This window comes from Arthrobacter sp. 2MCAF14, assembly GCF_052115645.1.
Lineage (GTDB): Bacteria > Actinomycetota > Actinomycetes > Actinomycetales > Micrococcaceae > Arthrobacter.
On sequence record NZ_JBFRHB010000001.1, the window covers coordinates 142,834 to 169,022 of the forward strand.

Sequence of the window (26,189 nt, forward strand, 5' to 3'; positions counted from 1 at the left end):
AGCTGCCGACCATGTGGAATAGGTATACTTGACCATCATGGCAACTACAACGCACTCAGACGCGCTGATTATCATGCCTTCCTGGAATGAAGCTGAAGCAATTGGTGCGACTATTCGGCAGGTGCGTGAGGCGGTACCCCATCACGACATCCTCGTAGTCGACGATGGATCCAAGGACGAAACTGCACGTATCGCGGCAGAGGCCGGGGCCGCCGTCGTCATTCTGCCCTTTAATCTGGGGGTTGGCGGCGCGATGCGGGCCGGCTTCAACTATGCGCTGCGTCACGGATACACGCGCGCCATTCAGGTTGACGCCGACGGACAGCACGACCCGCACGATATCGACAGAGTGCTGGCGGGCCTTGAGCATGCCGATATTTCGATCGGTGCCCGGTTCGCTGGACGCGGCAACTACAGTGCCAAGGGGCCGCGTCGGTGGGCGATGAACGCCTTGGCCAAAGTAATCTCCGGAGTGGCTAAAACCACGCTGACTGATGTCACCAGCGGATTCCGTGCCGCCAATCTGCGTGCCCTTCACCAATACATGGAACATTTTCCGGCAGAGTATCTCGGCGACACGATCGACTCACTGGTCGTAGCAATAAAGTCCGGCTGCAAGGTAACCCAGGTTCCAGTGGAAATGAAGGTCCGCCAAGCCGGAACGCCGAGCCACAGTCCTTGGAAGGCAACCATCTACCTAGCTAGGTCGGGCCTTGTGCTGTGCTTCGCGCTGGCCAGGCCTCGGACCAAACTGAGTCAGGAATTCCCTGCACCGGAAGTCCTCCAGGAAGCCGCTGAGGGATCGGCGCAGAGAGGAACGGCCACATGAGCGTGGCGTTTTCGATTGTCATCTCGATTGGCATGGTCCTTGCCGTGCTCATCATGCTGCGGGCGGGAAAGCTTCGCGAGAAGTATGCCATCCTCTGGCTCGTCGTCGGTGGACTCACGATCGTCCTCGGGTTCTTTCCGAGCCTGCTTGATTGGGCCGCCGGACTAGCCGGCGTCCGTGTTCCTGCCAACCTGCTTTTTGCCTTGTCCATCGTGTTGCTGGTGGGTGTGGGCCTGCACGTCTCGCGCGAATTGACCATCCTCGAGGATGAAACACGCACGTTGGCGGAAGAGCTGGCGATACTGCGCAACGCAGTAGAGCGGCTTGAGTCTTCGCGGCAAGAGAACGTGCCCTTTGAACAAACTGAAAATGTGAACGACTATCAGGCCAAAGGCCTCAAAACCCCGAAGAGGTAGACCTTGACCATTGACGTGATGTTCCCGTACTACGGCGATGTGGCCATGATGAAAGCCGCCGTTTCGTCCATTCTGGCGCAAGAGGACCGGGATTTCCGCCTCACCATCGTGGATGACGGATATCCCGACGAAACTCTTCCCGCGTACTTCCAGGGACTTATCGATAGCGACGACCGGGTGCGGTACTACCGCAATGACACGAATCTCGGAGCGAACGGCAACTACAAGAAGTGCCTCTCGCTCGTAGAGCACGACGTCGTCGTGGTCATGGGCGCCGACGACATCATGCTTCCTAACTACATCGGTACCATCCGCAAGGCGTTTGATAATCCGGAAGTGTCAATTGTCCAGCCCGGCGTCGAGGTCATCGACGAAAACGGGACCGTCTACCTTCCACTCGGTGACAAGGTCAAGGATCGCCTGCGCCGCATGGTGGTCGGTGGCTCTGAGCTGGCCATTTTGTCGGGCGAACCGATTGCCGAAAGCTTGATCACAGGTGACTGGCTCTATTTCCCCTCTGTGGCTTGGCGGGCGAAGGCAATCCTCAAGCACGACTTCCGCGAGCAGTACAACGTGGTCCAGGACATCGCGCTTGCGATGGATATCATCATGGACGGCGGCAAGATGCTCGTCACTGACACCGTTTGTTTCCAGTACCGTCGCCATCGCGAATCGGACTCGTCCGTGCGTGCGCTGGATGGTCGCCGTTTCGTCGAGGAACGCGCATTTTTTGATGAGTGTGCCCGTGACTTCGCGGCGCTTGGGTGGACAAAAGCTGCCCGTGCGGCCCGTCTGCACGTCACGTCCCGCTTGAACGCCCTCGTATTGACTCCCAAGGTTGTTCAGAAGCGGATGTGGCCCGGGCTGAAGAAGCTCTTGGCTCATTCCGTGCGTCCGTAGTAGCCAGAACAGCGCTACGGGCCTGTTCGCGGAAACCCAGTTGCGCCCGGCGGGTTAACCGGGCGGGGCGCAACTGTTTAAGCGAATCGGCGTCTTAGGTAACGTCGGACTGTCGCTTCTCCTCCGCGCTAAGGGCAGATTGGCGACGCTTGAGGAACAGGAAAGCCGCCGCCCCGGCCATAAGAAGCGCCGCTAGGCCAAATGTCACAAGGCCCGTCACGAAGTCAGTGGGCAGTGAAAGCATGATCGCCGTAATGCCCGCAGTCGCCGCAAGCCCAATGAGCAGGGGGCGAGCATGGACCAGCCCTTTCCCATATCGGCGGGCTACCAGCAGATAGATAGCACCAAGGGCGGCGAAGCAGGAAACTTTGACCAGACCGACAAAGAATAAGGACTCGGAGGACGCAGGCCAAGACATGGCGAGAAGGGCGACTCCAGCGGTGAGAGGCGTGATCACGGCCAGTAGCCTCGTCTTGCCGACCGCCACCATCTGGGTTGTGGACATGAGGAAAACCACGTAACCCATGGCAATCGATGGTAGAAGCCTGGCCAACTGAAACTGTTCGACGGTTGGTGACTTGACCAGGATGTTCGTCGCAAAGACAGCCGCGGAGCTGCCGGCGAGGGCCAAAGCCACACCCACCACGGCACCTTCCCGTTGCGTTCTTTTGACGATTCCATGCGGGTCCTTGCCATGTTGTGAAAGAACCTGCGTGTCCCACACATTTGATAGAGCCAGAACAACGGCAAGCGGCCCGAGTGCCATCGGAAGGACGGCGCCGTATTTTCCGTAGAGGGCCGGTCCATGCATGGTCGTAAGAAGGAACGATTCGCCCTGCAGCATGAGCACCAGGGCGATACTGTGCGGCAGGACCGGCATCGAGGTCTTGAGCGCGCTTTTGATCACACGGGGGAACTCGAAAGGAGCACCTGGTCGGACCGCCACCGCGCTCCATAGGGCCGTGATCAGCACAATGATGGAAAATGCCCCGAGATAGCTCGCCGCCGTCGGAGAAAAAAATGTGACGGCACCAAGCCCTGCGAGGTGGCCGAGGGTCTGCGCCCCGATGGTAATTCCGACGAAAAGCGAGGCGCGATGTTCTGCCCGGAGAACGGCGAGGCACATCTGGATGCACCCCAACAGTCCCACGGATAGTAGTGCGAGCAGGACAGACAGTTGATCCGTGAACTGCCCCGACATAAGGGCGACTGCGCCTGCACATGCGACGGCTAGTACACCGAGTCCAGCGCTCTGCAGGATGCCGAATCCCGCGAGAGAGCGCGCGTGCTTGGGCCCGATCCCGGCCTCAAAATAGGTCCGGGTGATAATGAGCGGCAATCCCGCAAGAATCACGATGAGGCCTACGGATATCAGAGATATCGCGAACGACACCCGGCCCCACTGCTCCGGACTCAGAATTCGTTGAACGAAGGGTTGGGTAAGCAAAGGGCCGGCAGCCTGTGCGACGGCCGCCAACAAATAGAGGAACCGATGGTGGCCCGGGGGAGTCAAGCTGCTGCTCGCCACGGAGACGGGTGCAGCCATCCTAGGCTCCCAGCTCATAGGTACGGGCGACGTAGCGCCGATATAGCCATGCGTAAATCCGAGGCGCCACGCGGGCCACCAGGGCTGAAATACCGATCAGGGGGGCCGTTCGGACTACATCGGGCAGGTCCGTCATTTTGACGTTGCGGCGCAGGACTCTTCGCAGCTCGCGCAGAACGGCGGGTTCCGCATCACCGGCGATCGCATTCGACAAGACAACGACTGCCAAGGTTGCCCTCATGGTCCGCCAGGATTTTCCACTGACTTGCGGGGCAACATCGGGATTCAGGCCCTCACGAATGTGTGCCTCGGTGTCATGTACAAAATCGGCCGTCAGCCGCTGAGTCCACGTTGTTGACTGTCCATTGATGGAATAGACGTGCACCGGTTCGGGGCTGAGGACCACCTGCTTGCTATAGGAGAAGGCGCAGGCATTGAAAATGATGTCCTCGTAGCGGCGGATGTCTTCCCTGAAGCTGACCGATTGAAGCAACTGGCGGCTGTAGATCTTACCGTGCGTGTAGTTCCAGATCCGTTCCTGCAAGAGTCCTTGGACAGCTTCCACCCCCGTCATCGACCCGGTTTGGGAGTCAGGACGGGGAGAGAGCCGGCCGCTGTCTGTGCGAGCAATGTGGGCCCCTCCCACAATGTCGACTTGCCCCCCGGCAGCTAATCCGAGGAGGTGGTTCAGCGCACCCGGAAGCAGTTCGTCATCGCAATCAAGAAACATGATGAATTGTCCGCTGGCCATCCGGACGCCGTCATTCCGGACGGCGCTGGGTCCACGGTTTTCCGCCTGGACGACCAGAGTGATCCGGTGGTCCGCCGTGCGGGAGATGTAGTCTCGGACGATCTCCGGGCCCGCGTCGCTTGAGCAATCGTCAACGACGAACAGCTCCCAGGCGGCATGGGTCTGTGCCCGCACACTGTCAAGGGCGCGCTCGATTCGGTCTGCGCCATTGTAAAGAGGCACCACGATGCTGACTTGCGGGCTAAGGGGTGAGGGGGGCATTCATTCTCCAGGGTAATCTGCGCAACAACCTGGCCCCGTGAAACGAAGCCCGGTACCCCTCAGACTACCGTCGCTCAGCGATAGGCAACGCTCGCGCCGGTATCTGAGCGCCAGGAAATCCGACCCCCTTGGAAATCCTGGAAGCACGAGGCGCTGGTGGCACATGTCTCCTCGGACGTCGGATACCCGAGGGCTCCGCGTTCGAAGCCCAGGGAGCCCCACATAGAACGGATTCCTCCATACAGGCTCGTGTGTGCCCCAGTGGCAGGAGACCAGTTGATGGCTCCGCCTTGGAACATTTGGAAGCAGCCACCGTCTTTTTGGCCGCAGATTTCGGACGACGTCGGATAACCGAGCCGTCCATTCTCGTATCCTAGGGAGCCCCACAAATTCCTGATGGCACCCCATGTACTCAGTTGGCCGCCCGTCGCCGGGGACCAGTTGATGGCTCCGCCTTGGAACATTTGGAAGCAGCCACCGTCTTTTTGGCCGCAGATCTGTTCGCTGGTGGGGTATCCCAATCGCCCGTTTTCGAAGCCGGTTGATCCCCAGGTGTTGCGGATGGGGCCGWAGAGGGAGGTGTGGGCGCCTGTTCCGGGGGACCAGTTGATGGCTCCGCCTTGGAACATTTGGTAGCAGCCRCCGTCTTTTTGGCCGCAGATCTGTTCGTTGGTGGGGTATCCGAGTGGTCCGTTTTCGAAGCCGGTGGATCCCCAGGTGCCGCGGATGGGGCCGTAGAGGGAGGTGTGGGCGCCTGTTCCGGGGGACCAGTTSATGGCTCCGCCTTGGAACATTTGGTAGCAGCCGCCGTCTTTYTGGCCGCAGATCTGTTCGCTGGTGGGGTATCCGAGCGGTCCGTTTTCGAAGCCGGTTGAAGCCCAAGCGTTGCGGATGGGACCGTAGAGGGACGTGTGGGCGCCTGTTCCGGGGGACCAGTTCATGGCTCCGCCCTGGAACATCTGGTAGCAGCCGCCGTTGCTCAAACCACAAGCGATGCCGCTCGTCTGGTTGCCAAGCTTGCCGCCGTAACTGGAGTAGGCCGCGCCGAAGGAATAACTTGGATCGGAATCCCCGTACGTGGCGAACCTCTGGAGGGACGCATAGTCACCATTCCAAATGTTGGAATCACCTTGGAATGGACCGGTGCTGCTGTACTGCCACAGGCTGAACTGGCCCCAACTGGCGGGCAGCGTCCCGGGCGAGTCGCTTGCAGCCAAGGGATAGGAAGCGATCCACAGCGGATAGGCGCTGAAACTTGCCGAATTTCCGGTGCACGTGCGCCACCAGTCAGTGGTCGAATAGATGACTGGATATCTTCCGACCAAAGCCTTGACGGTGTTTCCGAAGTCCGCGATCCAGCTAACCATTTGCGACGCCGACATGCCGTAGCAGACATTGCCGAAATAGAAACCGCCGATTGTCTGGCCCTCGTAGGGGTTGTACTCGATATCCAGGACAGGCGGAAGCGTATAGCCGTCCGGGCCCCATGATCCGCCGTTCGCAACGAAGTACCTCGCTTGGTCGGCGCCCGAGGACCAGTTGGGAATGGCGAAGTGATAAGCCCCGCGGGTCATGCCGGCATTGCGCGAGCCGTTGTATTGCTGAGAGAAGTTCTCGTTTTGGTAGTAGTTGCCTTCGGACGCCTTCACATAGGCGAACCGTGAGCCTTGGTTCCACTGGGACGTCCAGTCGACGTTGCCCTGATATGCGGACACGTCCTGCCCGGCCACTCCAAACGAGGGTGTCCAGTGTCCGGTGTCCGGTGCCATCGGGAGCGCGCCAGCAACTGCCTGGGACTTCGCCGGGGCGGCCCTGGTCACTGAAACTTTGTTGGCCAGCACTCGCGGCGAGCGCTGGCCCATTTCGGCTCCGCCGGCGGGAATTGCCTGGAGCATGGCGCGTTTCATCAGGTCGCCAGAAAGGGGATTGCCACCGGGCATCGCCTGCGTGGAGACCTGCGCCTGAGGATCTATGGCCGGAGAGGGCGAGGGGCTAGGGGCAGCCGACGGCGCTGTACTAGCAGGGACGGCTGGGATCCCGCTTGGTGTCGGCGCGGCCTTGGGGGCCGTTGCCCCGGCCGGGGCCTGCACCGGGCTGGTAGGCACTACGGCATTCTCAGAGTGGGCGGCTCCGGCCACAGAGAGCATCAGCGCGAGCACCACGGTCAGTACGACGCCAGCTCGCGCGATCGACACTCTGGGGGCCTCTTCAGGCGTGGTTCGATTCATTATTCAATTCCGGCAGGGTGCCGCTCTGCTGAGGGCACATGGTGATAGCTTCGACTGCAGCTCCAACAATGAACGCCTCTGCAGTGCACCATTAAGCCAGCTCCTAACCGGGACACCATAGCATTTGGTGGCAGGAGTGAACAGAGTTGCATGTGATGCCTGTGTGACTAGTGGGTGAAAAGTTATCCACAACCTCCTCAAAAATGACTTGGCCCTGCAGTGCAACCTCCCCTAGCCTTAAGCCTGTTGAAGGTTTCCGCAGCGCCTGGGCGCATGCTGCATTGGGGGGAACATGGAGGCTTTGCGCATCGTCGAGGACGAAGTCCGGGAGCTGATTCGTCGGCGTGGGCTGGATCCTTTGAGTCAAGCAGTCGAAGTTCACCGGCTCGTCGAGGCCGCCGTGAATGACTACGATGAGCGGGCGCTCCTGGGCCCCTTGCCTCCTTTGGGACACTTGGACACTGCCCGCAAGTACGTGTTCGACGCCGTTGCCGGCTTCGGGCCGCTCCAGCCACTCTTGGATGACCCCACCATCGAAGAGGTCTGGCTCAACGCACCCAATGAGGTTTACGTTGCCCGAAATGGCGAGTCCGAACTTACCTCGATCAGCCTCACCGAGCAGCAGGTTCGCGACCTTGTTGAACGGATGCTTAAGAGTTCCGGGCGCAGGCTGGACCTCTCCTCACCCTTCGTGGACGCGGCCCTGCCCGATGGCTCTCGGCTCCACGTCGTCATTCCCGACGTCACCCGCCGCCATTGGGCTGTGAATATCCGCAAATTCGTGGTCAAGGCGACCCGGCTCGAGCATCTAGTGGACCTGGGTACTTTGACGCCCGAGTCAGCCCGATTCCTGGGCGCCTCGGTGGCCAGTGGACTGAACATTCTCGTCTCGGGAGCCACCCAGGCAGGAAAGACCACAATGCTCAACTGCCTGGCAGCCAACATCGGCTCCCGGGAGCGGGTCATCACCGTCGAAGAGATCTTTGAACTCCACTTCCCGCTGCGAGACGTCGTTGGACTCCAGTGCCGCCAGCCAAACCTTGAGGGTCAAGGCGAAATTCCCTTGCGCCGGCTCGTCAAAGAGGCTCTTCGCATGCGGCCGGACCGCCTCGTGGTGGGCGAAGTCCGGGAAGCCGAAAGCCTGGACATGCTTATTGCGTTGAATTCTGGCCTGCCGGGCATGTGTACCGTCCATGCCAACTCCGCCCATGACGCGGTGACCAAGATCTGCACCCTGCCGCTGCTGGCCGGTGGGAACATCTCGAGTGCGTTCGTCGTACCGACCGTGGCATCCTGCATCGATCTCGTGGTCCATTGCAGCCGCCAGGCGGATGGTCGCCGGCAAGTCACGGAGATCCTTTCGCTGGGGCGACGTGTGGAGAACGGCATCATTGAGTCGTCCAAGGTATTCGCGATGCAGGACGGCAGGCTCCAAGCCATTTCGAATTCCATGCCGGCCGTCGAGAAATTCGCCCGGGCAGGTTTTGACGTCGCCGCGCTCCTGGAACAGTTCTGATGGCGCCGCTGCTGGGCGTTCTCTGCGGCCTGGGTGTCTTTCTTGTCTGGTGGTCTGCATGGGAACAACACCCCCTTGCCGCCAAGGAGCCCAAACCGAAACGCCTTGAGTCTTTGTTGCTCACTGCCGGGATCGAAAAGGTGAGCGGCGGGGGATTCATCGCATCGTGCCTAGGATTGGGCCTTTTCACCACGCTGGTGATCTACGTCATGACAGCGTCCTTTTCGATTGCAGCGTGTTTCGGCTTGTTCGGCGCGTGGCTTCCCTTGGCCGTTGTCAGCTGGCGGGCGCGCAAGCGGACCGCCATGCTCCGGGAGCTCTGGCCCGATGTCGTCGACCATTTGCGCTCGGCAATCCGCGCAGGACTTTCGCTGCCCGAGGCGCTTATCCAACTTGGCGACAATGGCCCCGAAGAGTTGCGGGCCCTCTTCCGCGAGTTTGCTGCGGATTACCGTTCCGGCGGCCATTTCGATTCGGCGTTGGGCAAGCTAAAGGAGCGTTTGGCCGATCCCGTTGCCGACCGGATCATTGAGGCGCTCAGGCTGACGCGCGACGTGGGCGGATCCGATCTAGGTCGCCTTTTGGGAACTCTCGCCGAGTTCCTTCGCGAGAGCGCGAGGACCCGCCGTGAACTCGAGGCACGACAATCATGGACCATCAATGGGGCGCGCCTGGCCGTTGCCGCCCCGTGGATCGTCCTGATGCTGCTGGCCAGCAGGCCGGAAGCCGTCGCCGCGTACAACTCGGCCGCGGGAGTCAGCGTTCTTGGAGGCGGATTGTTGGTCTCGGGCTTCTGTTACTGGGCGATGCTGCGCATTGCCGCCCTTCCTGAAGATGAAAGGGTGCTTCGATGACTGCGTTGACTGCCCTGGCCGTGTTCTGCGGACTTCTTTTGGGAGCCGGGTTGTGGCTCATCTTTGTTCGCATGCCATTCATGCGGGCCACTCCCTTCGCGGAGCGCATCGAGCCGCAACTCAGGTCCCAGAACCTCGAATCGCGCCTGCTGTCCACAACCCCGGACATCGCACCGTTCGGCCCCTTGGAGCGCATTCTGCGGCCGGCGATCCGGGACGCCCTCCGCTACCTGACTAAGTTCAACCTTGGTACCACGTCTCTCAACAAGAGGCTGGCAAAGTCCGGTTCCGGCAAGTCCGCGCTGGACTTCCGCGCGGAGCAGCTGCTATGGGCGGCGGCGGGCTTTGCCACGGCGGTTGTTGTGGTGGTCGTGAGTGCCACCCGGGGACGGTTCAATCCGGGGCTTGCGGTTGCCTCGGTTCTGGTTTGTGCATTGGGTGGCTTTCTTTTCCGCGACTACATGCTGGGGGTGCGGATCAAACGAAGGCACAGGCGGATGTTGGCGGAATTCCCCAGCCTTGCAGAATTGATGGCCCTGGCGGTGGGTGCGGGGGAGAGCGCTAGCGGTGCACTCGATCGAGTGTGTCGGACGGCCCGCGGCGAGCTGGCGAAGGAGTTTGCCCTGGTAGTGGCCGCCACGCGGGCCGGCACGCCGCTGGTTGACGCCCTGCACGAGTTTTCGGGACGAACCGAGCTCGGCCCGCTTATTCGGTTCGTGGATGGGATTGTCGTTGCCGTCGAACGTGGTACCCCTTTGGCCGATGTTTTGCGGGCCCAAGCTGCGGATGTCCGCGATTCAGCCAAACGGGAGCTGATGGAAGCGGCGGGCCGCAAGGAAATCGCCATGATGGTGCCGCTGGTTTTCGGCGTCCTGCCCCTCACCGTGATCTTCGCCGTCTATCCGGGCTTGGCCGCGCTGGAACTTGGTTTCTGATGGCCGTCTCCGACAAGCCTTTTCACCTCCATCGCATGGGCGTCCGCCTGAATGCCAAAACATAAACCAGCACGGATCACAACGATTCCTGCACAGCGAAATGGGGAAAAATGAACTGGGGAAGAATGAACAAGCCCGGACGCCGAGGCCTGGCGGCTCCAGGACTTTTGCTGTGCCTGTTGTGGACACTCCCGCCGTCCAGACCATCGCTGAGAACCACCCCGAATGAAAGTTCGGTCCCGGACGATGGTCATCCCGAGCGGGGAGATGTCCCCGGTTGGGTCATGATCACCTTGATGTCCGCGGCACTCGTCGCGGGCCTGCTGGCGCTGGCCGGCCCGGCTCTTGAGGGACTCTTCAACCAGGCCATGAGCAAGGTCGGAAAGTAAGTCCGTGCCGTTCCGCAGCCGGGGAGCAGGACGTGGCGGCGGCGCCAGTGCCAGCCGCAGCGATGAACAGGGCTCCGCCGTCGTGGATTTTGTGCTGGTCGGGGGTCTGTTGACGGTGTTCTTCCTCGCCGTCGTTCAACTGACCCTCGTGTTGCACGTGCGCAATACCCTCATTGATGCGGCCTCGTCCGGTGCCCGTTACGGCGCTCTCGCCGACCGCACGCCGGCCGATGCCCGTGAGCGCACCGCAGACCTGATCGGAATGGCGCTGAACGCGGATTTTGCACGGGACATCTCGACGTCGGAGGCCAGCTTCCAGGGAATCCGCACCTTGGTAGTGACAGTCCGGGCACCCGTGCCGGTTATCGGGCTGATCGGACCTCGAGCGGCGCTGGAGGTGAGGGGGCATGCTGCGACTCCCGGTTGACTTTGGCAGTGCAGCGACTTCCCGCTTCCGGGAGGTGGTCTGGCGGCCACTGGCCGAGGGCCAGGAATCTTCCGTTCCTCCATGTGCCTCTGAGCGGGGTAGCGCCGTGGTCGAGTTCATCCTCCTGTCCCTTTTGCTCATGGTTCCCGTGGTCTACTTCATCGTCACTATTGGACAGATCCAGGGCGGTTCCTTCGCCGTCGTGGGGGCAGCGGACCAAGCCGCCAAGGTCTATGTCATGCAGGAGGACGCCTCCCAAGGCCGTGCCGCCGCTGAACGGACCGCCCTTCTGACCCTTGCCGACTATGGCCATCCGGCGGAGCGGGCATTTGTCGACGTCGTGTGCGACCGCGGCGATTGCCTGGCGGCCGGTGCTGCGGTGACGGTGACGGTGAAGCTTACGGTGCCGTTGCCCATGCTGCCGTTTGGAGACACCTTGAATCTTGACGCCGCGAATCTGAGCGCGTCGGCCACGCAAATCGTCGGGCGGTTCCGGTGAAGGACCTTCCTGCGAAGACGGATATGCTGCGGTCGCGAAAATCAAAGGGGGAAGACGGCCATCTGATGGTATTGACCATCGGCTATGTGGTGATCGCGTTGTTGCTGGCAACGGTCGTTGTTGCGGCTTCCGCCATCTACATCGAACATAAGAAGCTCCTCTCCGTGGCGGACGGAGCTTCGGTGGCAGCCGCTGACAGCTATGCCCTCGGCCAAGTAGAAAATAGCGCTGAAACGCCCTCGGCCGTCCTCAACAGTGAGCGGGTGCGGAGCGTTACTGTGTCATACCTCAGGCAAAACGGCGCCCATTCACGGTTCGCTCAACTTGCCGTCGCGCCGGGTACTGGAAGTCCGGACAGTACCACGGCCGAAGTTGTGCTGAGCGCGGTTGCCCATCCGCCCGTGGTCAGCTTTCTGCTCCCCGACGGTATTCCGATCGAAGCCCGTTCCACTGCGCGTTCCCGGCTGACCCGCTGAGTTCCAAGCGTCATACGTCCAGTGCCCGTGCCAAGGCCACCAATGGATGGCGTACTCTGGAACAACCATGGCTCAGATTGACTTTCCCGCAGAAATCCGCGCGCTTCGCTCCACCTACCGCTCCATCGAACAGGTTTCCGATGTCGAGAAGCTCAAGGAAGAGATCGCAGAACTGAGCGAGCGAGCGGGTGAACCGAACCTCTGGGACGATCCGGCTGCCGCGCAGGTAATTACGTCGAAGTTGTCCCACCGGCAGTCCGAACTTGAACGGTTGAACAGGCTGACGGGCCGTATCGACGACCTTGAGGTTCTTGTCGAGCTCGGCCAGGACGAGGACGACGACGCTTCCATGGTCGAAGCCGCCACGGAACTCGATTCAATTCGCAAGGCCCTCAAGGAACTTGAGGTGGTAACCCTGCTCTCGGGCGAATACGACGAACGCGAAGCCGTCGTCACGATTCGTGCGGGCGCCGGCGGTGTTGATGCGGCGGACTTCGCCGAAATGCTCATGCGCATGTACCTTCGCTGGGCGGAACGCCACGGCTACCCGACTACCGTCATGGACACTTCGTACGCCGAAGAGGCCGGCCTCAAATCAGCCACTTTCGAGGTCAAAGCGCCGTACGCGTTCGGTACCCTCAGCGTCGAAGCCGGGACGCACCGCCTTGTCCGCATCAGCCCCTTCGACAACCAGGGCCGCCGGCAAACCTCCTTTGCCGCCGTCGAAGTCATCCCGCTTATCGAGCAGACCGACTCGATCGACATTCCCGACAATGAGATCCGCGTCGATGTCTTCCGCTCTTCCGGCCCCGGCGGCCAGTCCGTCAACACGACGGACTCCGCAGTGCGTTTGACCCATATCCCCTCAGGGATTGTCGTCTCCATGCAGAACGAGAAGTCCCAGCTGCAGAACCGCGCAGCCGCAATGCGCGTGCTCCAATCGCGGCTCCTCCTCCTGAAAAAGGAGCAGGAAGATGCTGAGAAGAAGGCATTCGCAGGTGACGTCAAGGCATCGTGGGGGGACCAGATGCGTTCGTATGTCCTCAATCCGTACCAGATGGTCAAGGATCTGCGGACTGAACACGAAGTGGGCAACACGTCAGCGGTGTTCGACGGCGACATCGACGACTTCATCGACGCCGGCATTCGCTGGCGTACTGGCAATCGCAACGCCGAAGGGTAGGCGGCACCGGCCCGATTGGTCATGCCATCTTAACTGAGGCATGCCACTATCGCATCGGATTGCCGGGCCGCATCAATGGCAGGTAATCATGGCTAAGCTGATTCGGCCAGTTCGACTCACGACGCCGCATACGTCATCCTTTAACGGGGCACTCATCGACGGCAGGCAAGGCGGAATGCAGAAAACTAGGGCGACCAAAACCGTACTTCGCAAGGATATCCAGGGTCTTAGGGCCGTGGCCGTAGCGGCGGTAGTACTTGATCACCTGCTCCACTGGCCCAGCGGCGGCTTCGTGGGGGTCGATATCTTCTTCGTAATCTCCGGATTCCTCATCACAGGGCTCCTCATCCGTGAATGGCGGCGCGCGGGGCGGATCTCGTTTGTGGACTTCTACAGGCGTCGCGTCAAGCGGATCCTCCCAGCTTCGCTGCTGGTCATCGCGGTGACCGTCATCGCGGCCCGGTTCCTTTTTGCCGCCCAGCGGTGGCACGCAACTGTGTGGGACGCTGTCTTCTCGGCCCTTTTTTCGGCGAACTGGCGGTTCATGGTCATTGGAAGTGACTATTTTCAGGCTGACGGGCCGGTTTCGCCCCTGCGCCACTATTGGTCGCTTGCCGTGGAAGAACAGTACTACTTCATCTGGCCCTGGGTAATGCTCGCAGTCCTGCTGCTCACCAGGAAGCTGTCCGCGAAGGCAACGACGTCGATGAAGCCCGTAGTCCTGACCATTACCGGCATTACCGTGGCATCTTTCGCCTGGGCTTTGTTCGCAACGTCTACCAACCCGGGCGCCGCCTACTACGACACCTTTTCACGCGTATGGGAACTCGGGATCGGGGCAATACTCGCATTCGCTGTCCCGTGGCTGGAGAAGCTGCCGCATCGGCTGCGTCCCGTTGCCGCGAACTTAGGCCTGCTAGGAATCGTCGCGTCCGTTTTCCTGGTCTCTCCCGATTCCGGATTTCCCGCGCCCGTTGGATTGATACCTGTACTGGCCACGGCATTGGTGATCGCAGCCGGATGCGGTGGAGAGCAAAAGTTCCTGAAGCCCTTGACCAACAGGGCGAGCCAACATCTCGGCGACATCTCGTTCAGCCTCTACCTCTGGCATTTCCCCGTGGTGATATTCCTGGGCGCCTTCCTTGAAGCCGACCTGTTCTATTACGTGTTGGCTGGCTTGCTCATGCTGGTTCTGGCGCACTATTCGTTCCGGCTTGTGGAAGATCCCATCCGGAATAGCCGGTGGCTTTCCAAGGCAGAGAAGCGGCCGCATACGGAACGGCGACGATCAACGCGGACCTTTGTCCGTTCCGCTCTGGGATTGGCGATGTGCCTAACCGTTCTGGTCGGCGCAACGGGGGCGCGCTTGGCAATCTTCCCGATGGCCTCGCCGTCAGGCGGTTCGACGATCGAATCCAGCAGTGCCGGGAAGGGTTTCCCCGTGGACGGACCCGAATCCAGGAAGATTCAAGCAGAACTGCAGGCCGCGGTGGGGGCCACTGAATGGCCTACCTTCTCGCCGTCCCTGGAAGAGATCATCGCCAAGGACCCCTACCCGGATGGGGTCCACGCTTGTGGCGATGCCGGTGAACACCCGGCGGATCAATGCACCTGGGGACCCAAGGACGCCAAAAAGCACGCCGTTCTTGTCGGCGACTCCATCTCCATGCGATGGGCGACTCCTTTGATCAAACTCTATTCCGAGAACGGTTGGAATATCCGGGTTCTGGGACGCTATGGATGCCCGTTCAATCTTTATCCGATCGCCAAGCCCGCTGAAGAGGGGAAGGCTTGCGATGACCGGAAGGCTGAGGCCGTCCGAGTCATCCAGGAGATGTCTCCCGACATTGTTTTCATTGGCAACACACACTTCCCGGAGCGCATGTCAACGACAGGCAAAGTTGCTACGGCCGAGGACTGGGGTGCTGGAATGACGGCGATCCTGTCCAAGATTCCGAACGCGAAGAAGAAAGTCCTGCTGAGCCCGCCGCCGATAGATAAAGACCCGCGCCAGTGTTACAGCCCTGTACAAGGACCTCAGGCGTGCTTGGGTGGCGTCAGTCAGCTCTGGGTCGACATCTCGGCGGCCGATCGCAAATCGGTTGAGGCAGTCCCCGGCGGTGTTTACGTGGACACAAGGGAGCTGTATTGCACGCAGGACGGGATGTGCCCTGAGTTTGTGGGCAACATACCAATTAAGCAGGACGGCACACACATGACGATGTACTACGGCTACCACATTCAACCCGCGCTTAAGGAGATGCTGGCCAAACGAGGCCTGGGTTAGGACCGGGAACGTCCGTCCCTGCCGCCCGTTTGGGCGACACACCGCACCAAGCCCGCGATTCCGCCGCGGAGCGTGCGTATAGTCGAAGAGCCGGCGCTCAACTTCCCCCAACGAAAGCCCGTGCGCTGGCGGTTGGACTGGTCGAACGTGGCATGTCCGGCGGGGTTCTGAAGAGTCATGATCCGATTTGAGAATGTCACCAAGGTCTACGACCCCAATGCCCGTCCGGCGCTGGATGCTGTCAACCTTGAGATTGACCGTGGAGAATTCACCTTCCTCGTCGGGGCCTCGGGCTCCGGCAAGTCGACGTTCCTGCGACTCATTCTGAAGGAAGACCGGGCAACATCCGGTTCGGTCTACGTCGCAGGCCAGAACGTAGCCAACATTTCAAGCTGGCGGGTCCCCAAGCTTCGCCGCGGAATCGGCGTCGTTTTCCAGGACTTCCGCTTGTTGCCGCAGAAGAATGTCTTCGCCAACGTGGCCTTCGCCATGCAGGTGATCGGCAAAAGCCGCAGCATCATCCGCGAGACTGTTCCGGAAGTGCTGAAGACTGTTGGCCTTGAAGGCAAGGAACGCCGCATGCCCCATGAGCTGTCCGGTGGCGAGCAACAGCGCGTGGCCATCGCCCGCGCCGTCGTCAACCGCCCCGGCATCCTGTTGGCGGACGAACCCACCGGAAACCTGGACCCCATCACCTCGATGGGCATCATGGGTGTGCTCGACAAGATCAACCAGAACGGCACCACTGTGGTCATGGCAACGCACGACGACGACATCGTGAACGAGATGCGCAAACGCGTGGTGGAGCTCCGGAACGGAGTGGTGGTCCGTGATGAGGCAAGGGCCTTGTACACCTCGATGATTCCGGTGGTGGGAGAGTCCCGGCGAATGAAGGACGCGAGCGATGCTGAAATCGACCGCGCACAGGGGGTCCAGCAGTGAGGCTCGCTTTTATCCTGGGCGAGATCGGCAGTGGCCTGCGCCGGAACCTGTCCATGGTGATTTCCGTAGTCCTGGTGACGTTTGTCTCCCTCACCTTTGTCGGCGCGGCCGGCATGCTGCAGATGCAGATCAACCAGATGAAGGGTTACTGGTACGACAAAGTCCAGGTTGCCATCTTCCTCTGCAACGACTCCTCGACTTCGACGGGATGCGCTTCGGGCGCGGTCACCAAAGAGCAGCAGGCCAACCTGGCCAAAATGCTCGATTCGCCGACAGTCAAGCAGTACATCACCGACTACCAGTTCGAATCACAGGCCGATGCGTTCAAGCACTTCAAGGAACAGTTCTCCAACTCTCCGATCGTTGACTCGGTAACACAGGACCAGCTTCCTTCGTCTTTCCGAATCAACATGAAGGACCCCCAGAAGTACCAGATCATCAGCGAGACCTTCTCCTCCCAGGCCGGGGTGGAGACCGTCAGCGATCAGCGCCAGGTCCTTGAACGGATCTTTGAGTGGATGAACGGCGCCTCTGTGGCGGCAATGGTGGTCGCGGGAGTCATGATCTTCTGCGCAGTCCTGCTCATCACCACCACCATCAGGTTGTCCGCGTTCAGCAGACGGCGGGAGACAGGCATCATGCGCCTCGTTGGAGCGTCGAAGACCGTTATCCAACTGCCGTTCATCCTTGAAGGCGTGATCGCCGCGGTCGTGGGTGCAGTCCTGGCTTCCGGCACACTGTGGCTGGTTGCCCAGTTCTGGCTTAATGGTGACTTGTCGCGGCAGTTCCTGAACACTCCGTTTATTTCCTCGGCCCAGGTACTCGTGATTGCTCCGGTCCTGATAGCGTTGGGCGGCGGCCTGGCTGGAATATCTTCACTTCTGACCCTCCGTCGATATCTCAAGGTCTAGCCATGAAGAGCACTGATCCCGGGCGAACAGGACAGCCGATGACACGGAAGTACCAGGCTGCGTTGCGGCTGCGAAAAGTTGGTGGCCGTGCGAAGGTTGCTGGCTCTGTGCTGGCCATTGCACTCGCGGCGAGCCTGGGCACTGCCCCCATGGCACACGCTGACAACCTCGACGACCAACAGGCCGCCCTCAACGCAGAATCTGCGCGGGTCCAGCAGTCCCTGGAATTCGTTGATGCCAACATTGCGAAGGCAGCCGGCGACCTTGTGGTCTATCAGGGACAGCTCCCGGGAGCTCAACAGGCACTTCTCGAAGCCCAGGGCAAGGTTGCCACTGCGGTAAAGGAGGCGGACGCCCTGGCGGCCCGCGTGGACCTGGCGCAGCAGAGCAAAGCCCAGATCACCCAGCAGCTGGAAAACGACAAGCAAAAGATCACCGACACCAAGAAGCTCATCGGCCAGATCGCGGCTCAGGCATATAAATCCGGTGGCGTTCCCACGAACGTTGCGTTGATGTTCGGAGCGAGCGACGGCGGCAACCTTACGGACACCATGGACCTCGCCAACCAGGCGATGCGCAGCCAGAACGCCACGATGACGAAGTTGACGCAGCAGAGCGCCACGAACGTTAACTCCCAAGCCCGGCTCACCGCCGTCGAACAGGAAATCCGCGACCTCAAGGCGAAAGCAGACGCGGCACTTGAGCGTGAGAAGGCAGCCCGCGATGATGCCGCTGCCAAGAAGGCGGAGGTGGACAAGCTCATCTCCGACACCACCCGTCTTAACAGCCAACTTCAAGCAGCCAAGCCCGGGATCCAGGCCCAGCTCCAACAAGTGAAGGCGAATCAGGACGCAGTCGCTGCGGAAATCTCGGAGCGCGACCGCAAACTGCGCGAAGCATGGTTGGCAGAACAGCAGCGAATCGCCGCGGCCGCTGCGGCAGCCGCCCAGGCGCAAAACCAGGCACCCCCGCAACCTTTTGTCCCGCCAGCGAGCAACCCGCGCTCCAACTTCGGCTTGATCCACCCGGTACCTGCGAACATCCCGATCACCTCAGGCTTCGGTTGGCGTGCGACGCCGCCTGGAACCATCGATTTCTACGGCCAGGGCGGCTACATGCACACGGGCATCGACTTCGGTGCCCCCTGTGGAACGCCCGTATACGCCGCGGCCGCCGGCACCGTGTTTTCAGCGGGCTGGGGTAACGACGGCGGTGGCAACCGTGTCAAGATATCGCACGGAGTCATCAATGGTGATTCCCTGACCACGGTTTACTACCACAACACCAGCGTGGTGGTTTCTTCCGGTCAGCAGGTGAGCCAAGGTCAGCTCATTGCATATTCAGGGACCACGGGTAACTCCACTGGTTGCCACGTGCATTTTGAGACCTGGGTGAACGGGCAGGCCGTTGACCCGATGAACCTTTTGTAGCCCACACGACAAGGTCCTGCTGGCGTAGACTAGTGTGATTCTTCGACAACCAAGGAGTTCTACCGTGCCCAAGGAAAGTGGCCGTAAGGTAGTGGCCACCAATCGCAAGGCTCGGCATGACTACCACATATTGGATACCTATGAGGCCGGCATTGCCCTCATGGGAACCGAAGTAAAGTCCCTGCGTGAAGGCCACGCCTCCATGGTGGATGGCTTCTGTACTTTCTACAATGACGAGTTGTGGATGGAGGGCATCCATATCCCTGAGTACAACCAGGGGAGCTGGACCAACCACGCCGCGCGCCGCCGTCGGAAGCTGTTGCTTCACCGCGAGGAACTCAACAAAATCTCCGGCAAGATCCGCGAGACAGGGCTGACGGTCGTGCCGCTCCAGCTGTACTTCCTGGATGGACGTGCCAAGGTCGAGATTGCGTTGGCTCGAGGCAAGAAGGACTACGACAAGCGGCAGACCTTGCGCGAGCAGCAGGACAAGCGTGAATCGCTGCGTGAACTGCGCGAGCGCAACCGCCGCTGACTTGCCCGCAAAACGCTGCCAAGTGCGTCGCCAGCCAAAGCGTGTCCCGGAATGTTCAGGTGCCGCGATGCGTTATGCTGATTAACCCGGCAGGTTTTCATGGTGGTAGCTTTCGAGCGATCATCGTGCGCGGGGATTGATAACAAAATACGGGGATGATCGGTTTCGACGATGTTAGTCGCGACAGGTGAAGCGGGCCGAGGATGCAGAATTATCTCGTAAACGCTGTCTGCAAACCAATAAGTGCCAATTCAAAGCGCACTGACTTCGCTCTTGCTGCCTAAGCAGTAAGACAGTCCGTCAGCCCGAGGTTGCTATTGCCCCGGATCCTGGCGTCATTTAGATAGCCACTGCTGTTTGCCTTCGTCATCGAGGCAAGCGGGACTCTTAGATGACTGGGCCCGGATCAGCTACTTGTTCGCACGATAGCTGGGGCCGAGAAAGTCCGACGCGAACTGCGCCCGGAGAAGCCCTGACAACACGACATCGGACGGGGGTTCAATTCCCCCCATCTCCACTTTTGTGATGAGTCGAGACATCCTTCATGGATGAGTCCGGTCATCGGTAACACCCCGGTCTTCGGACCGGGGTGTTTTTCTTTGTCTGGGTGCGGACCATCAGACCTCCGGAGCCAGCCGTTGCCCGGGTTCGCTCAACGGCACCAGCTCGGGAGGAAACCGGGAACGCTTTTGAGGACGGTACCCGATTTCAGGTCCACGAGGTCGGTCCGCATGGGGGAAGGTTCGGGGAGGACGGGGTATTGGTCCCCGACGTATTTCGGGGCCGCTGTCTCAACGGCGAGGTAGTCACGGGACGGAGATACGCACATGTCCAGGATGCGGGACCATTCGGCGGCCGGCTGGTAGAGCACGCGCGAGCCGTTCTTGTCGGCGAGGTTGATGACGGAGGCCTCATTTCCGGCGTCGTACTTTCTCACTACCTGCGCATATAGGCCGGAAGCGTCGAGGACCACGGGCTGGCTCGCGTAGGTGCCGACCCCGGTGGCAGCATCGCGCGCGAAAGTGTCGGTAAGGGTCAGCGTCGTGAGTGTGCCGGTGGTGAGGTTGATGGTGGAGTACCGTGGCGGGTCTATGCCCTTTTTCAGCCCTGCGTCGGCGACGGCGAGTTCGTCGGTGCCGGGGACGAATCCGAGGATCCCGGCATGCGCGCCCAGCGGCGACACTTTGCCGGTTTCCAGTGCATCAATGATGAACATGGACTGGTCGTCGGTTTGCGCCACCAAGGTGGCCCCGCCCGGGACAAAGCGCCAGTCCGCGGCCGAGACCGGACCGTTGATCCCCTGGATGGCCCGCGGGCCCGAGGACGGATTGTCGACGTCGTACACGAAGAGTGATTTCCAGTACTGGCCGGTGCCCGAAGAAGCGGTGAAGGTGAAACCAATGAGGTGCTTGGATCCTGCCGCGTGAAGGTTCGCTACTGTCCCTAGGCCCGGCAATGGAACGAGTGTGGGCGGGCCGCCGGTGAGGGGGACGATCTCGAGCGAGCTGGTGTTGTCATCGTTGAGGGTTACAACGGCAAGGGCGGAGGGAAGGGCGGCATACTCCTGGATGCGGGGAGCGCTGACAATGACCGTGCCCTGGTCACTGGCGGTGAGGCTTGTGCCGAGGATGGTGTCCGGCTTCTTTCGCCCTGTGTTGTCTTTGCCGGTGTCCCTCTGCAGCGTGTAGAGGCCGGATTCCGCGGGTGCGGAGGAGTTGGCCAAGACCGAGGTGTTGGGGTGCGGAAGCTTCGAAAGATTCGCCGCGGTCAGTGCGCCGGCGAGCAGGGCGAGGATCGCGATAGTGCCGTAGAGGCGCCGGGCAAAACGGCGTCCGGCCAGGAACTCTGCCGCGGACGCAATCGCCGCAGCCCGCTTGGCTGAGACGGGACGGCGCTTAGTAGACATAGGGCTGTGCCGGCTGTGTGGTGGGCTTGATGGAGTCCGGTATCAGGACGATTGCCTCGCGACTGGCCGTGTTGGGGTTGGCGCGAAAGCTGCTGGTGACCGTGACCCAGCTGTCGGCTTTGTATTCGTTTTGCCACCCGGGGTGATAAACGGGAACGCCAATCGGCTGGGCATCAACGGCGCAGCAGGTCACCACAAAACGGGTCACGAAAAAGACGTTTGGATCTGTCTTGTCCGCACTGATGAACCCGGTCACGGTGGCAGTCTTGTCGGCAAAAAAGTCCTGCCCAGCGCCGGACCGAAGCAATGATGCCCAGTCCCTCACCGTGAACGCGGAGTAGTCTCCCTTGCCCGGCAGCGCGGGTGCTTTCAGGGTGAGGGCGGATGCTGAGCCGTTGAGGTCCCGCTGTGCGACAGTGGCAGTAGTAAGGGTCGACGGCGGCAGGATCAGCAAGGCGACGACGGCGGCGATGATGGTCAGCACGCTCCCGACCGGCCACAGCCAGCCCCATCGCGAACCGGGCTCATCGCCATGCTCGTGCCCGTCGTGGGTAGTGGGAGCAAAGGCGAAGGCCGCCAGGGCAAGCACTCCTGCGATCACGGCCATGATGACCGTGAACACGAAATACCGTGGATGGATATACAAGGCAAGCTGCCCTGACAAGCCCAGCCAGACCGTCGCGATGAGGCCGATCAGGCTGAGGACCACGCCCTGCCAGCGGCCCACGAGCCGCCTAATGACCATAGTTGACCGCCAATCCGAGGACCGCGGCGCAAAGCGCCACCAGCAAGCTGAGCTGAAGAAGGGTCTTCGCAGTGAACGTGGTGCGCATCAGGGCGAGCATTTTCACGTCAATCATGGGCCCGAAGACGAGGAAAGCCACGATGCCTCCCGGCATGAAGGTTGCTCCGAACGACAGGATAAAGAAGGCATCCACGTTTGAGCAGATCGCAACGACGAAGGCCAGCAACATCAACGCCAGGACAGACCAGACCGGGTTGCTGCCCAGGGCCACCAGCACTTCGCGGGAAACGGCAACCTGGATCAGCCCCGCCATGCCTGCACCAATAAAGAGGGCAGGCATCATTGCGCGCGTCTCCTGGGAGAACATCTGTACGCTGCGCCTGATCCTCCCGGCAGAGCCGGCGTGGTGGTCTGCCAGCGAACACGTTTCCTGGAACCGGGCGGTCAGCAGTTCCCCGGGCCGCGGATGCCGGCTGTAGATCCAACCGACAAGGTTGGCGATGAAGAAACCGCCCAGGATACGGGAGGCCAGGATGCCGTTGTCCCAGCCAAACGCCTGCGCGGTGGTGACGATGGTGACGGGGTTCAGGATGGGTGCCGCGAACAGGAAGGTCATCGATTCCGCAACCGTGAGGCCGTTGACCACCAGACCGCGGGCCAGCGGAACATTGCCGCATTCGCAAACCGGCAGCAGCATTCCCAAGAGCGAGAGGACCAGCCTCCGCAGAACGGGGCTCCGGGGCAGGCGGCGGAGCAGCATGCCCTCCGGCAGCCAGACCTGGACGGCGATCGAGAGGACAATCCCGAGGAAAACGAACGGCAGGGACTCGACGACGACACTGATCGACAGCGTGGCAAAGTCGCGGGCGGCGTTGGGAAGCGCAAAGACCTCCGGCGTGGATGGTGCCAGCACCCGCACAACCGCGAACAGTGCAACGAGGGCTAGCCCGACGATGAGACCGGCGGCAGACTTCGACGTGAAAGCGCGGGACGGGCTTTCACGCTCGCCTTCCGGCCGTTCGCGTTTGTCGACCGCAGGTAGCGTCACAGTCACTCCTTACTCCTCGGACCCGGTCGGGGAAGCCGGAAGGGGCCGCGAAAACCGACTGTACACGTCGGTCACCTTCGCGACTAGCCTGTCAGCCCAACCGGTTTTCGCGCCGGGAATCCCTCCGTTGCTCGCTGAGCGGGACACCCGGAAGAAATCGAGTGCCCGGTCCAAAAGACAGGTAGCGGACACTCAAGCAGCTGTGTGGGAACGACAGTATTTTGGTGAGGGTCGACCACCTGTGGGTGTGGGTGGCGGGCACCCGGGCCGTCCTAGTGGTGCGGACTCCGGGCTGCAGGCTCGTCATCCGAGCTGTCGACGTTGTCCGTGGGACTCCCGGGTTCCCGGTCGCGATGTTTTGCGACGCGTTTGCTATCAACCAGCCTGCGCCGCTGGTGGCCAAAGACCATCACAACGGCTACCAATGCCGCTCCGACAAGGACCATTACGACCCATATCCATTGTTGCCCGTCCACGTTCTCCCCAATCTCAGCCCGTCGGCTGGGTCCGGCATTGTGCTGCGAAAGGCCCTCGCCCCGTCTGCCTAGGCTGGGAGGGCGGGCCTGGTAAGGAGTCGGTCTTTCTCCTGATCGTTTGCGTAGGCGATGCACCGACCCCGGTTCTTGAAAAGCCGGTAGTCCATTCAGCAAGCCCCCTTGCTTCTTTGGCTGCGGCCCCTCGCCAGTCCGGGCCCAGTCGTTGCAATCCGCCCATCTCTTGTGGCATGGACGCTGTCCGACACGCTAGGACTGCGGGCGGTTGCTGTCTTGAGTAGTCCCTACTTGTTTTCGGGGATCCCTACGTAACCGCTGTTCCGGTCCGTCGAATGGGGTTGTTAACCAGCTCAAAGAAGGTCACGACGGCGGCATTCACGGTCGCCGTCGACGGTACTGTTAGTCGATCAGAAAGATCCGCACGACCACCTGGTCGGGATGGCGTTCGCCCGTTCCGATAGCCAGACGGTTGTTGAGCCAAGCGAGTTCGGGCGCAGAAGTGGTCAGACGCGGCCAGCAGCGAAAGTAGATGCGGTCGGGGGCGACATGCTCGCCGCGGTTCAGTCGCTCGATGTCCTCTTCCGTGCCGTGGCGGAGCGCCGTGTTCTGGACGTAGATGCGTTGTCCAGTGTCCGTTTCCAGGGCATAGCGGGCATCCAGTTCGGTGAGCTCCCGGCTGCGCAGTATCTGGTAGTCGGCACCGCCGGGGAGGACCCTGCCGGTGACATGGGAGCCGTGGAAAGTTCCTCCGGTGATCGGCACGATCCGGCGGTGCCCCTCGGGCGTGGTCCCGACGTCGACCGGCGGCCCGACGTCGACGGAGACTTCGGCGAAGAAGGACAGTCCGGGCGCCGCCGTCCGGTCGGTGGTCACAGTATGCCCGCGATCAGGCGGCTCGGGTGCAGCTCACCGAAGTGGATGCTTTGCCGGGCAACGATGGTCTCGTCGGAGTCGTAGGCGCGCTTGCCAGTGTTCAGGTTCCTGTCCCAGCGCGGATGGCAGCTGGAGGTGACTTGCACCCGGAGCCGTTCGCCGGGTGCGAAAGTGTACGCGGTCTGCCACAGGCTCACTGTGTATTCGTGGATGCTGCCCGGCTCTACCAGGGAAGGCACGTGGCCAGGAGAGTAGCGTCCAGTCTCCGCATAGCTGTCCCGCCAGGAGGCCCGGACGATTCCGTCCGCCAGCGAAATGGATGTTCCGTCGGCAGCTACCCGGCAAAGACGCACCACGAAATCCGTGTCGACAGCGGAAGTGGAGGCGAAAAAACTGGCCCGCACTTCCCCGAACAGGGTCAGGGTCTCGGTGAAGGCTTCGCTGGTGAAGACCAGGACATCTTCCCGCTCTTCGACCGTTTCCTGCCGGGCGGGTCCTGCAGGGAAGGTGCCGTGGAGCATCGTGGCTCCTCCCACCGTTGGCACAGGGTGGAGGGGATCGTAGTCGTATTCGGCAATGCCGTCTGCTTGGGGCTCGGGGGAGAGGGAGCCGTCACGTCCGAAGTACCATGATCGTTCGCTGGCTGGAACCGGGAGTTCCTCGAAGCCGCGCCACTGGTTCTCGCCCATGAAGTAGAGCAACACCGGGGGAACGCGGCGCAGGCGCTCCGGCCGTTTCTTGAGGACGGCGTCGAACCAGTCGGTGTGGATCCGCGACAAGTCCCCCAAACCGTTCATCATCCCTGACGCCGCAGCGATCCCGAAGTTGATGTCCGGGTAGGCGCCGGTGAAGTTCGTGTGGGTCCAGGGGCCGACGATCAGGCGGGGCACGGGGGAGCCTTGGACCCGGCTCAACTCGAGCTGCTTTCCGTACTGTTCGAGGGTGTTGGGCGCGAAGATGTCGAACCAGCCGCCGATGTGCAGGGTCGGCAGCGGGACCGGCACCGCCGATGCGGCGTCCCACAGTTTGGTGAAGCGGCTGCCCGGATCCTCGCCCGCGGACGGCAGCACATGGGAATTCATGAAAGTTCCGAGTTTCGGGGAGAGCCTGCGTAGCGGAAGTGTGTCGAAGAGCGATCCATCGGCGAAGCCGCGGTCAAGATCGAGCCAGGACTCGAGTTCCTTTTCCCGGCGCTCGGGGTCGTCGTCGAACTCGCGGAGCAGTTCGTTGACGGAGATTGAGGCGTGGCCCCAGCCGAGCCGGCTCCCGAGCTCGTGGGCTCCACCCCGGTACAGGGCACCGTTGTTGGCGTTTCCCCCGGCCGAAACGCCGAGCGCCAGGGCACGCAGGGCACCCGGGGACAACGATGCAGCGCGCCATTGGGTCTCGGCAAAATAGGAACGGCCCCACATTCCGACGCTGCCGTCGGACCACGGCAGCCCGGCGGCCCAGGCGACGGTATCCGCGCCGTCGGAGGCTTCGTTGATTGAGGGAGTGAAGACGCCGCCCGAGCCGAACCGGCCACGGCAGTCCTGGAGAATCACTCCATAACCCTCGGCCGCTACGGTTGCGGGGTTGAAATAGGCGGAATTCACCGCGAGGTCCCTGCCATAAGGAGTTCTGGTGAGCAGGACCGGAAACCGTCCGCCGCCGTCGTCCGCGGGGCGGTAGACGGTTGACCGCAGGACTGTGCCATCGGTCATGCGGGTTTCGACGTCGGTCTCGATGAGTACGGGGAGCGGGCTCACGTAGGCGGTCCTTTGGGTTGAGGGAATTCGGTCCGCGGAGGAGGCACGAAGCCATACCTC

Annotated in this window: 25 protein-coding genes and 1 other RNA gene; 18 read left to right on the forward strand and 8 right to left on the reverse strand. The window is 61.4% G+C overall.

All coding sequences use genetic code 11. The features are described 5' to 3' along the window. Positions 1-37 precede the first annotated feature (37 nt). Genes AB4074_RS00625 through AB4074_RS00635 form a run of 3 tightly spaced genes read left to right on the forward strand, consistent with a single transcriptional unit; the run spans position 38 to position 2,145 of the window. Positions 38-829, forward strand: a complete 792-nt coding sequence (locus tag AB4074_RS00625; RefSeq protein ID WP_345453097.1) for a glycosyltransferase family 2 protein — start codon at positions 38-40, stop codon at positions 827-829. Next, the gene (locus AB4074_RS00630; RefSeq protein WP_345453005.1) at positions 826-1,245 is read left to right on the forward strand and encodes a DUF2304 domain-containing protein; all 420 of its coding nucleotides are present in this window, start codon (positions 826-828) and stop codon (positions 1,243-1,245) included. Before AB4074_RS00625 ends, AB4074_RS00630 begins: the two co-directional genes overlap by 4 nt. 3 nt (positions 1,246-1,248) lie before the next feature. After that, positions 1,249-2,145 (forward strand): glycosyltransferase family 2 protein, encoded by an 897-nt coding sequence (locus AB4074_RS00635; RefSeq protein ID WP_441411666.1) that lies wholly within the window; start codon positions 1,249-1,251, stop codon positions 2,143-2,145. Between the two features lie 94 nt (positions 2,146-2,239). Here AB4074_RS00635 and AB4074_RS00640 read toward each other — a convergent pair whose 3' ends face one another. The 3 genes from AB4074_RS00640 to AB4074_RS00650 form a co-directional block, all read right to left on the reverse strand. Further along, positions 2,240-3,691, reverse strand: coding sequence for a lipopolysaccharide biosynthesis protein (locus AB4074_RS00640; protein ID WP_441411667.1), 1,452 nt, complete (start codon positions 3,689-3,691; stop codon positions 2,240-2,242). Between the two features lies 1 nt (position 3,692). Further along, complete coding sequence (locus tag AB4074_RS00645; protein WP_441411668.1) at positions 3,693-4,703, reverse strand: glycosyltransferase family 2 protein; 1,011 nt, start codon at positions 4,701-4,703, stop codon at positions 3,693-3,695. 74 nt (positions 4,704-4,777) lie between these two features. Further along, on the reverse strand, positions 4,778-6,898 hold the full coding sequence (locus AB4074_RS00650; RefSeq protein WP_441411669.1) for a GH25 family lysozyme: 2,121 nt from the start codon (positions 6,896-6,898) through the stop codon (positions 4,778-4,780). 325 nt (positions 6,899-7,223) lie between these two features. Here AB4074_RS00650 and AB4074_RS00655 point away from each other — a divergent pair, with 325 nt between their 5' ends. From AB4074_RS00655 to ssrA, 14 genes are all read left to right on the forward strand, one after another. Next, on the forward strand, positions 7,224-8,447 hold the full coding sequence (locus tag AB4074_RS00655) for a CpaF family protein (RefSeq protein WP_441411670.1): 1,224 nt from the start codon (positions 7,224-7,226) through the stop codon (positions 8,445-8,447). Further along, the gene (locus AB4074_RS00660) at positions 8,447-9,301 is read left to right on the forward strand and encodes a type II secretion system F family protein (RefSeq protein ID WP_441411671.1); all 855 of its coding nucleotides are present in this window, start codon (positions 8,447-8,449) and stop codon (positions 9,299-9,301) included. Before AB4074_RS00655 ends, AB4074_RS00660 begins: the two co-directional genes overlap by 1 nt. Further along, positions 9,298-10,236: a type II secretion system F family protein gene (locus tag AB4074_RS00665; protein WP_441411672.1), complete on the forward strand. Its 939-nt coding sequence runs from the start codon at positions 9,298-9,300 to the stop codon at positions 10,234-10,236. Before AB4074_RS00660 ends, AB4074_RS00665 begins: the two co-directional genes overlap by 4 nt. A 125-nt stretch (positions 10,237-10,361) precedes the next feature. Then, on the forward strand, positions 10,362-10,625 hold the full coding sequence (locus tag AB4074_RS00670) for a hypothetical protein (protein ID WP_441411673.1): 264 nt from the start codon (positions 10,362-10,364) through the stop codon (positions 10,623-10,625). A gap of 4 nt (positions 10,626-10,629) precedes the next feature. Next, a complete protein-coding gene (locus tag AB4074_RS00675; RefSeq protein ID WP_441411674.1) occupies positions 10,630-11,052 on the forward strand; it encodes a TadE family protein in 423 nt (140 codons plus the stop codon). Next, positions 11,033-11,551, forward strand: a complete 519-nt coding sequence (locus AB4074_RS00680) for a hypothetical protein (protein WP_441411675.1) — start codon at positions 11,033-11,035, stop codon at positions 11,549-11,551. Before AB4074_RS00675 ends, AB4074_RS00680 begins: the two co-directional genes overlap by 20 nt. 65 nt (positions 11,552-11,616) lie before the next feature. Further along, a complete protein-coding gene (locus AB4074_RS00685) occupies positions 11,617-12,027 on the forward strand; it encodes a pilus assembly protein TadG-related protein (protein WP_441411676.1) in 411 nt (136 codons plus the stop codon). Positions 12,028-12,094: 67 nt separating this feature from the next. Continuing rightward, positions 12,095-13,210 carry a peptide chain release factor 2 gene (gene prfB / locus AB4074_RS00690; RefSeq protein WP_236811830.1) on the forward strand — a complete coding sequence of 372 codons (1,116 nt, stop codon included), beginning with the start codon at positions 12,095-12,097 and terminating at the stop codon, positions 13,208-13,210. Positions 13,211-13,385: 175 nt separating this feature from the next. Then, positions 13,386-15,497 (forward strand): acyltransferase family protein, encoded by a 2,112-nt coding sequence (locus AB4074_RS00695; protein ID WP_441411677.1) that lies wholly within the window; start codon positions 13,386-13,388, stop codon positions 15,495-15,497. Positions 15,498-15,674: 177 nt separating this feature from the next. Continuing rightward, positions 15,675-16,439, forward strand: coding sequence for a cell division ATP-binding protein FtsE (gene ftsE, locus AB4074_RS00700; RefSeq protein WP_059387583.1), 765 nt, complete (start codon positions 15,675-15,677; stop codon positions 16,437-16,439). Continuing rightward, positions 16,436-17,350, forward strand: coding sequence for a permease-like cell division protein FtsX (ftsX, locus tag AB4074_RS00705; protein WP_236811828.1), 915 nt, complete (start codon positions 16,436-16,438; stop codon positions 17,348-17,350). Before ftsE ends, ftsX begins: the two co-directional genes overlap by 4 nt. 38 nt (positions 17,351-17,388) lie before the next feature. Then, on the forward strand, positions 17,389-18,780 hold the full coding sequence (locus AB4074_RS00710) for a peptidoglycan DD-metalloendopeptidase family protein (protein WP_441411839.1): 1,392 nt from the start codon (positions 17,389-17,391) through the stop codon (positions 18,778-18,780). Positions 18,781-18,844: 64 nt separating this feature from the next. Then, on the forward strand, positions 18,845-19,315 hold the full coding sequence (gene smpB, locus AB4074_RS00715; RefSeq protein ID WP_028264808.1) for an SsrA-binding protein SmpB: 471 nt from the start codon (positions 18,845-18,847) through the stop codon (positions 19,313-19,315). A 151-nt stretch (positions 19,316-19,466) separates the two neighbouring features. Continuing rightward, positions 19,467-19,835, forward strand: a transfer-messenger RNA (tmRNA) gene (gene ssrA, locus AB4074_RS00720). A 132-nt stretch (positions 19,836-19,967) separates the two neighbouring features. Here the strand turns inward: ssrA and AB4074_RS00725 are convergent. Genes AB4074_RS00725 through AB4074_RS00735 form a run of 3 tightly spaced genes read right to left on the reverse strand, consistent with a single transcriptional unit; the run spans position 19,968 to position 23,014 of the window. Further along, on the reverse strand, positions 19,968-21,221 hold the full coding sequence (locus tag AB4074_RS00725) for a hypothetical protein (RefSeq protein ID WP_441411678.1): 1,254 nt from the start codon (positions 21,219-21,221) through the stop codon (positions 19,968-19,970). Beyond that, a complete protein-coding gene (locus tag AB4074_RS00730; RefSeq protein ID WP_441411679.1) occupies positions 21,211-21,966 on the reverse strand; it encodes a TIGR03943 family putative permease subunit in 756 nt (251 codons plus the stop codon). The genes AB4074_RS00725 and AB4074_RS00730 overlap by 11 nt, the downstream gene beginning before the upstream one ends. Next, entirely contained in the window at positions 21,956-23,014 is a 1,059-nt protein-coding gene (locus tag AB4074_RS00735) for a permease (RefSeq protein ID WP_441411680.1), read from the reverse strand. The genes AB4074_RS00730 and AB4074_RS00735 overlap by 11 nt, the downstream gene beginning before the upstream one ends. 224 nt (positions 23,015-23,238) lie before the next feature. On the opposite strand from AB4074_RS00735, the gene AB4074_RS00740 reads away from it, so the two are divergent. Continuing rightward, complete coding sequence (locus AB4074_RS00740) at positions 23,239-23,562, forward strand: hypothetical protein (RefSeq protein WP_441411681.1); 324 nt, start codon at positions 23,239-23,241, stop codon at positions 23,560-23,562. A 345-nt stretch (positions 23,563-23,907) separates the two neighbouring features. Here AB4074_RS00740 and AB4074_RS00745 read toward each other — a convergent pair whose 3' ends face one another. Further along, positions 23,908-24,381, reverse strand: coding sequence for a DUF3237 domain-containing protein (locus tag AB4074_RS00745; protein ID WP_441411682.1), 474 nt, complete (start codon positions 24,379-24,381; stop codon positions 23,908-23,910). Continuing rightward, positions 24,378-26,129, reverse strand: a complete 1,752-nt coding sequence (locus AB4074_RS00750; protein ID WP_441411683.1) for a CocE/NonD family hydrolase — start codon at positions 26,127-26,129, stop codon at positions 24,378-24,380. Before AB4074_RS00750 ends, AB4074_RS00745 begins: the two co-directional genes overlap by 4 nt. Positions 26,130-26,189: the final 60 nt, after the last annotated feature.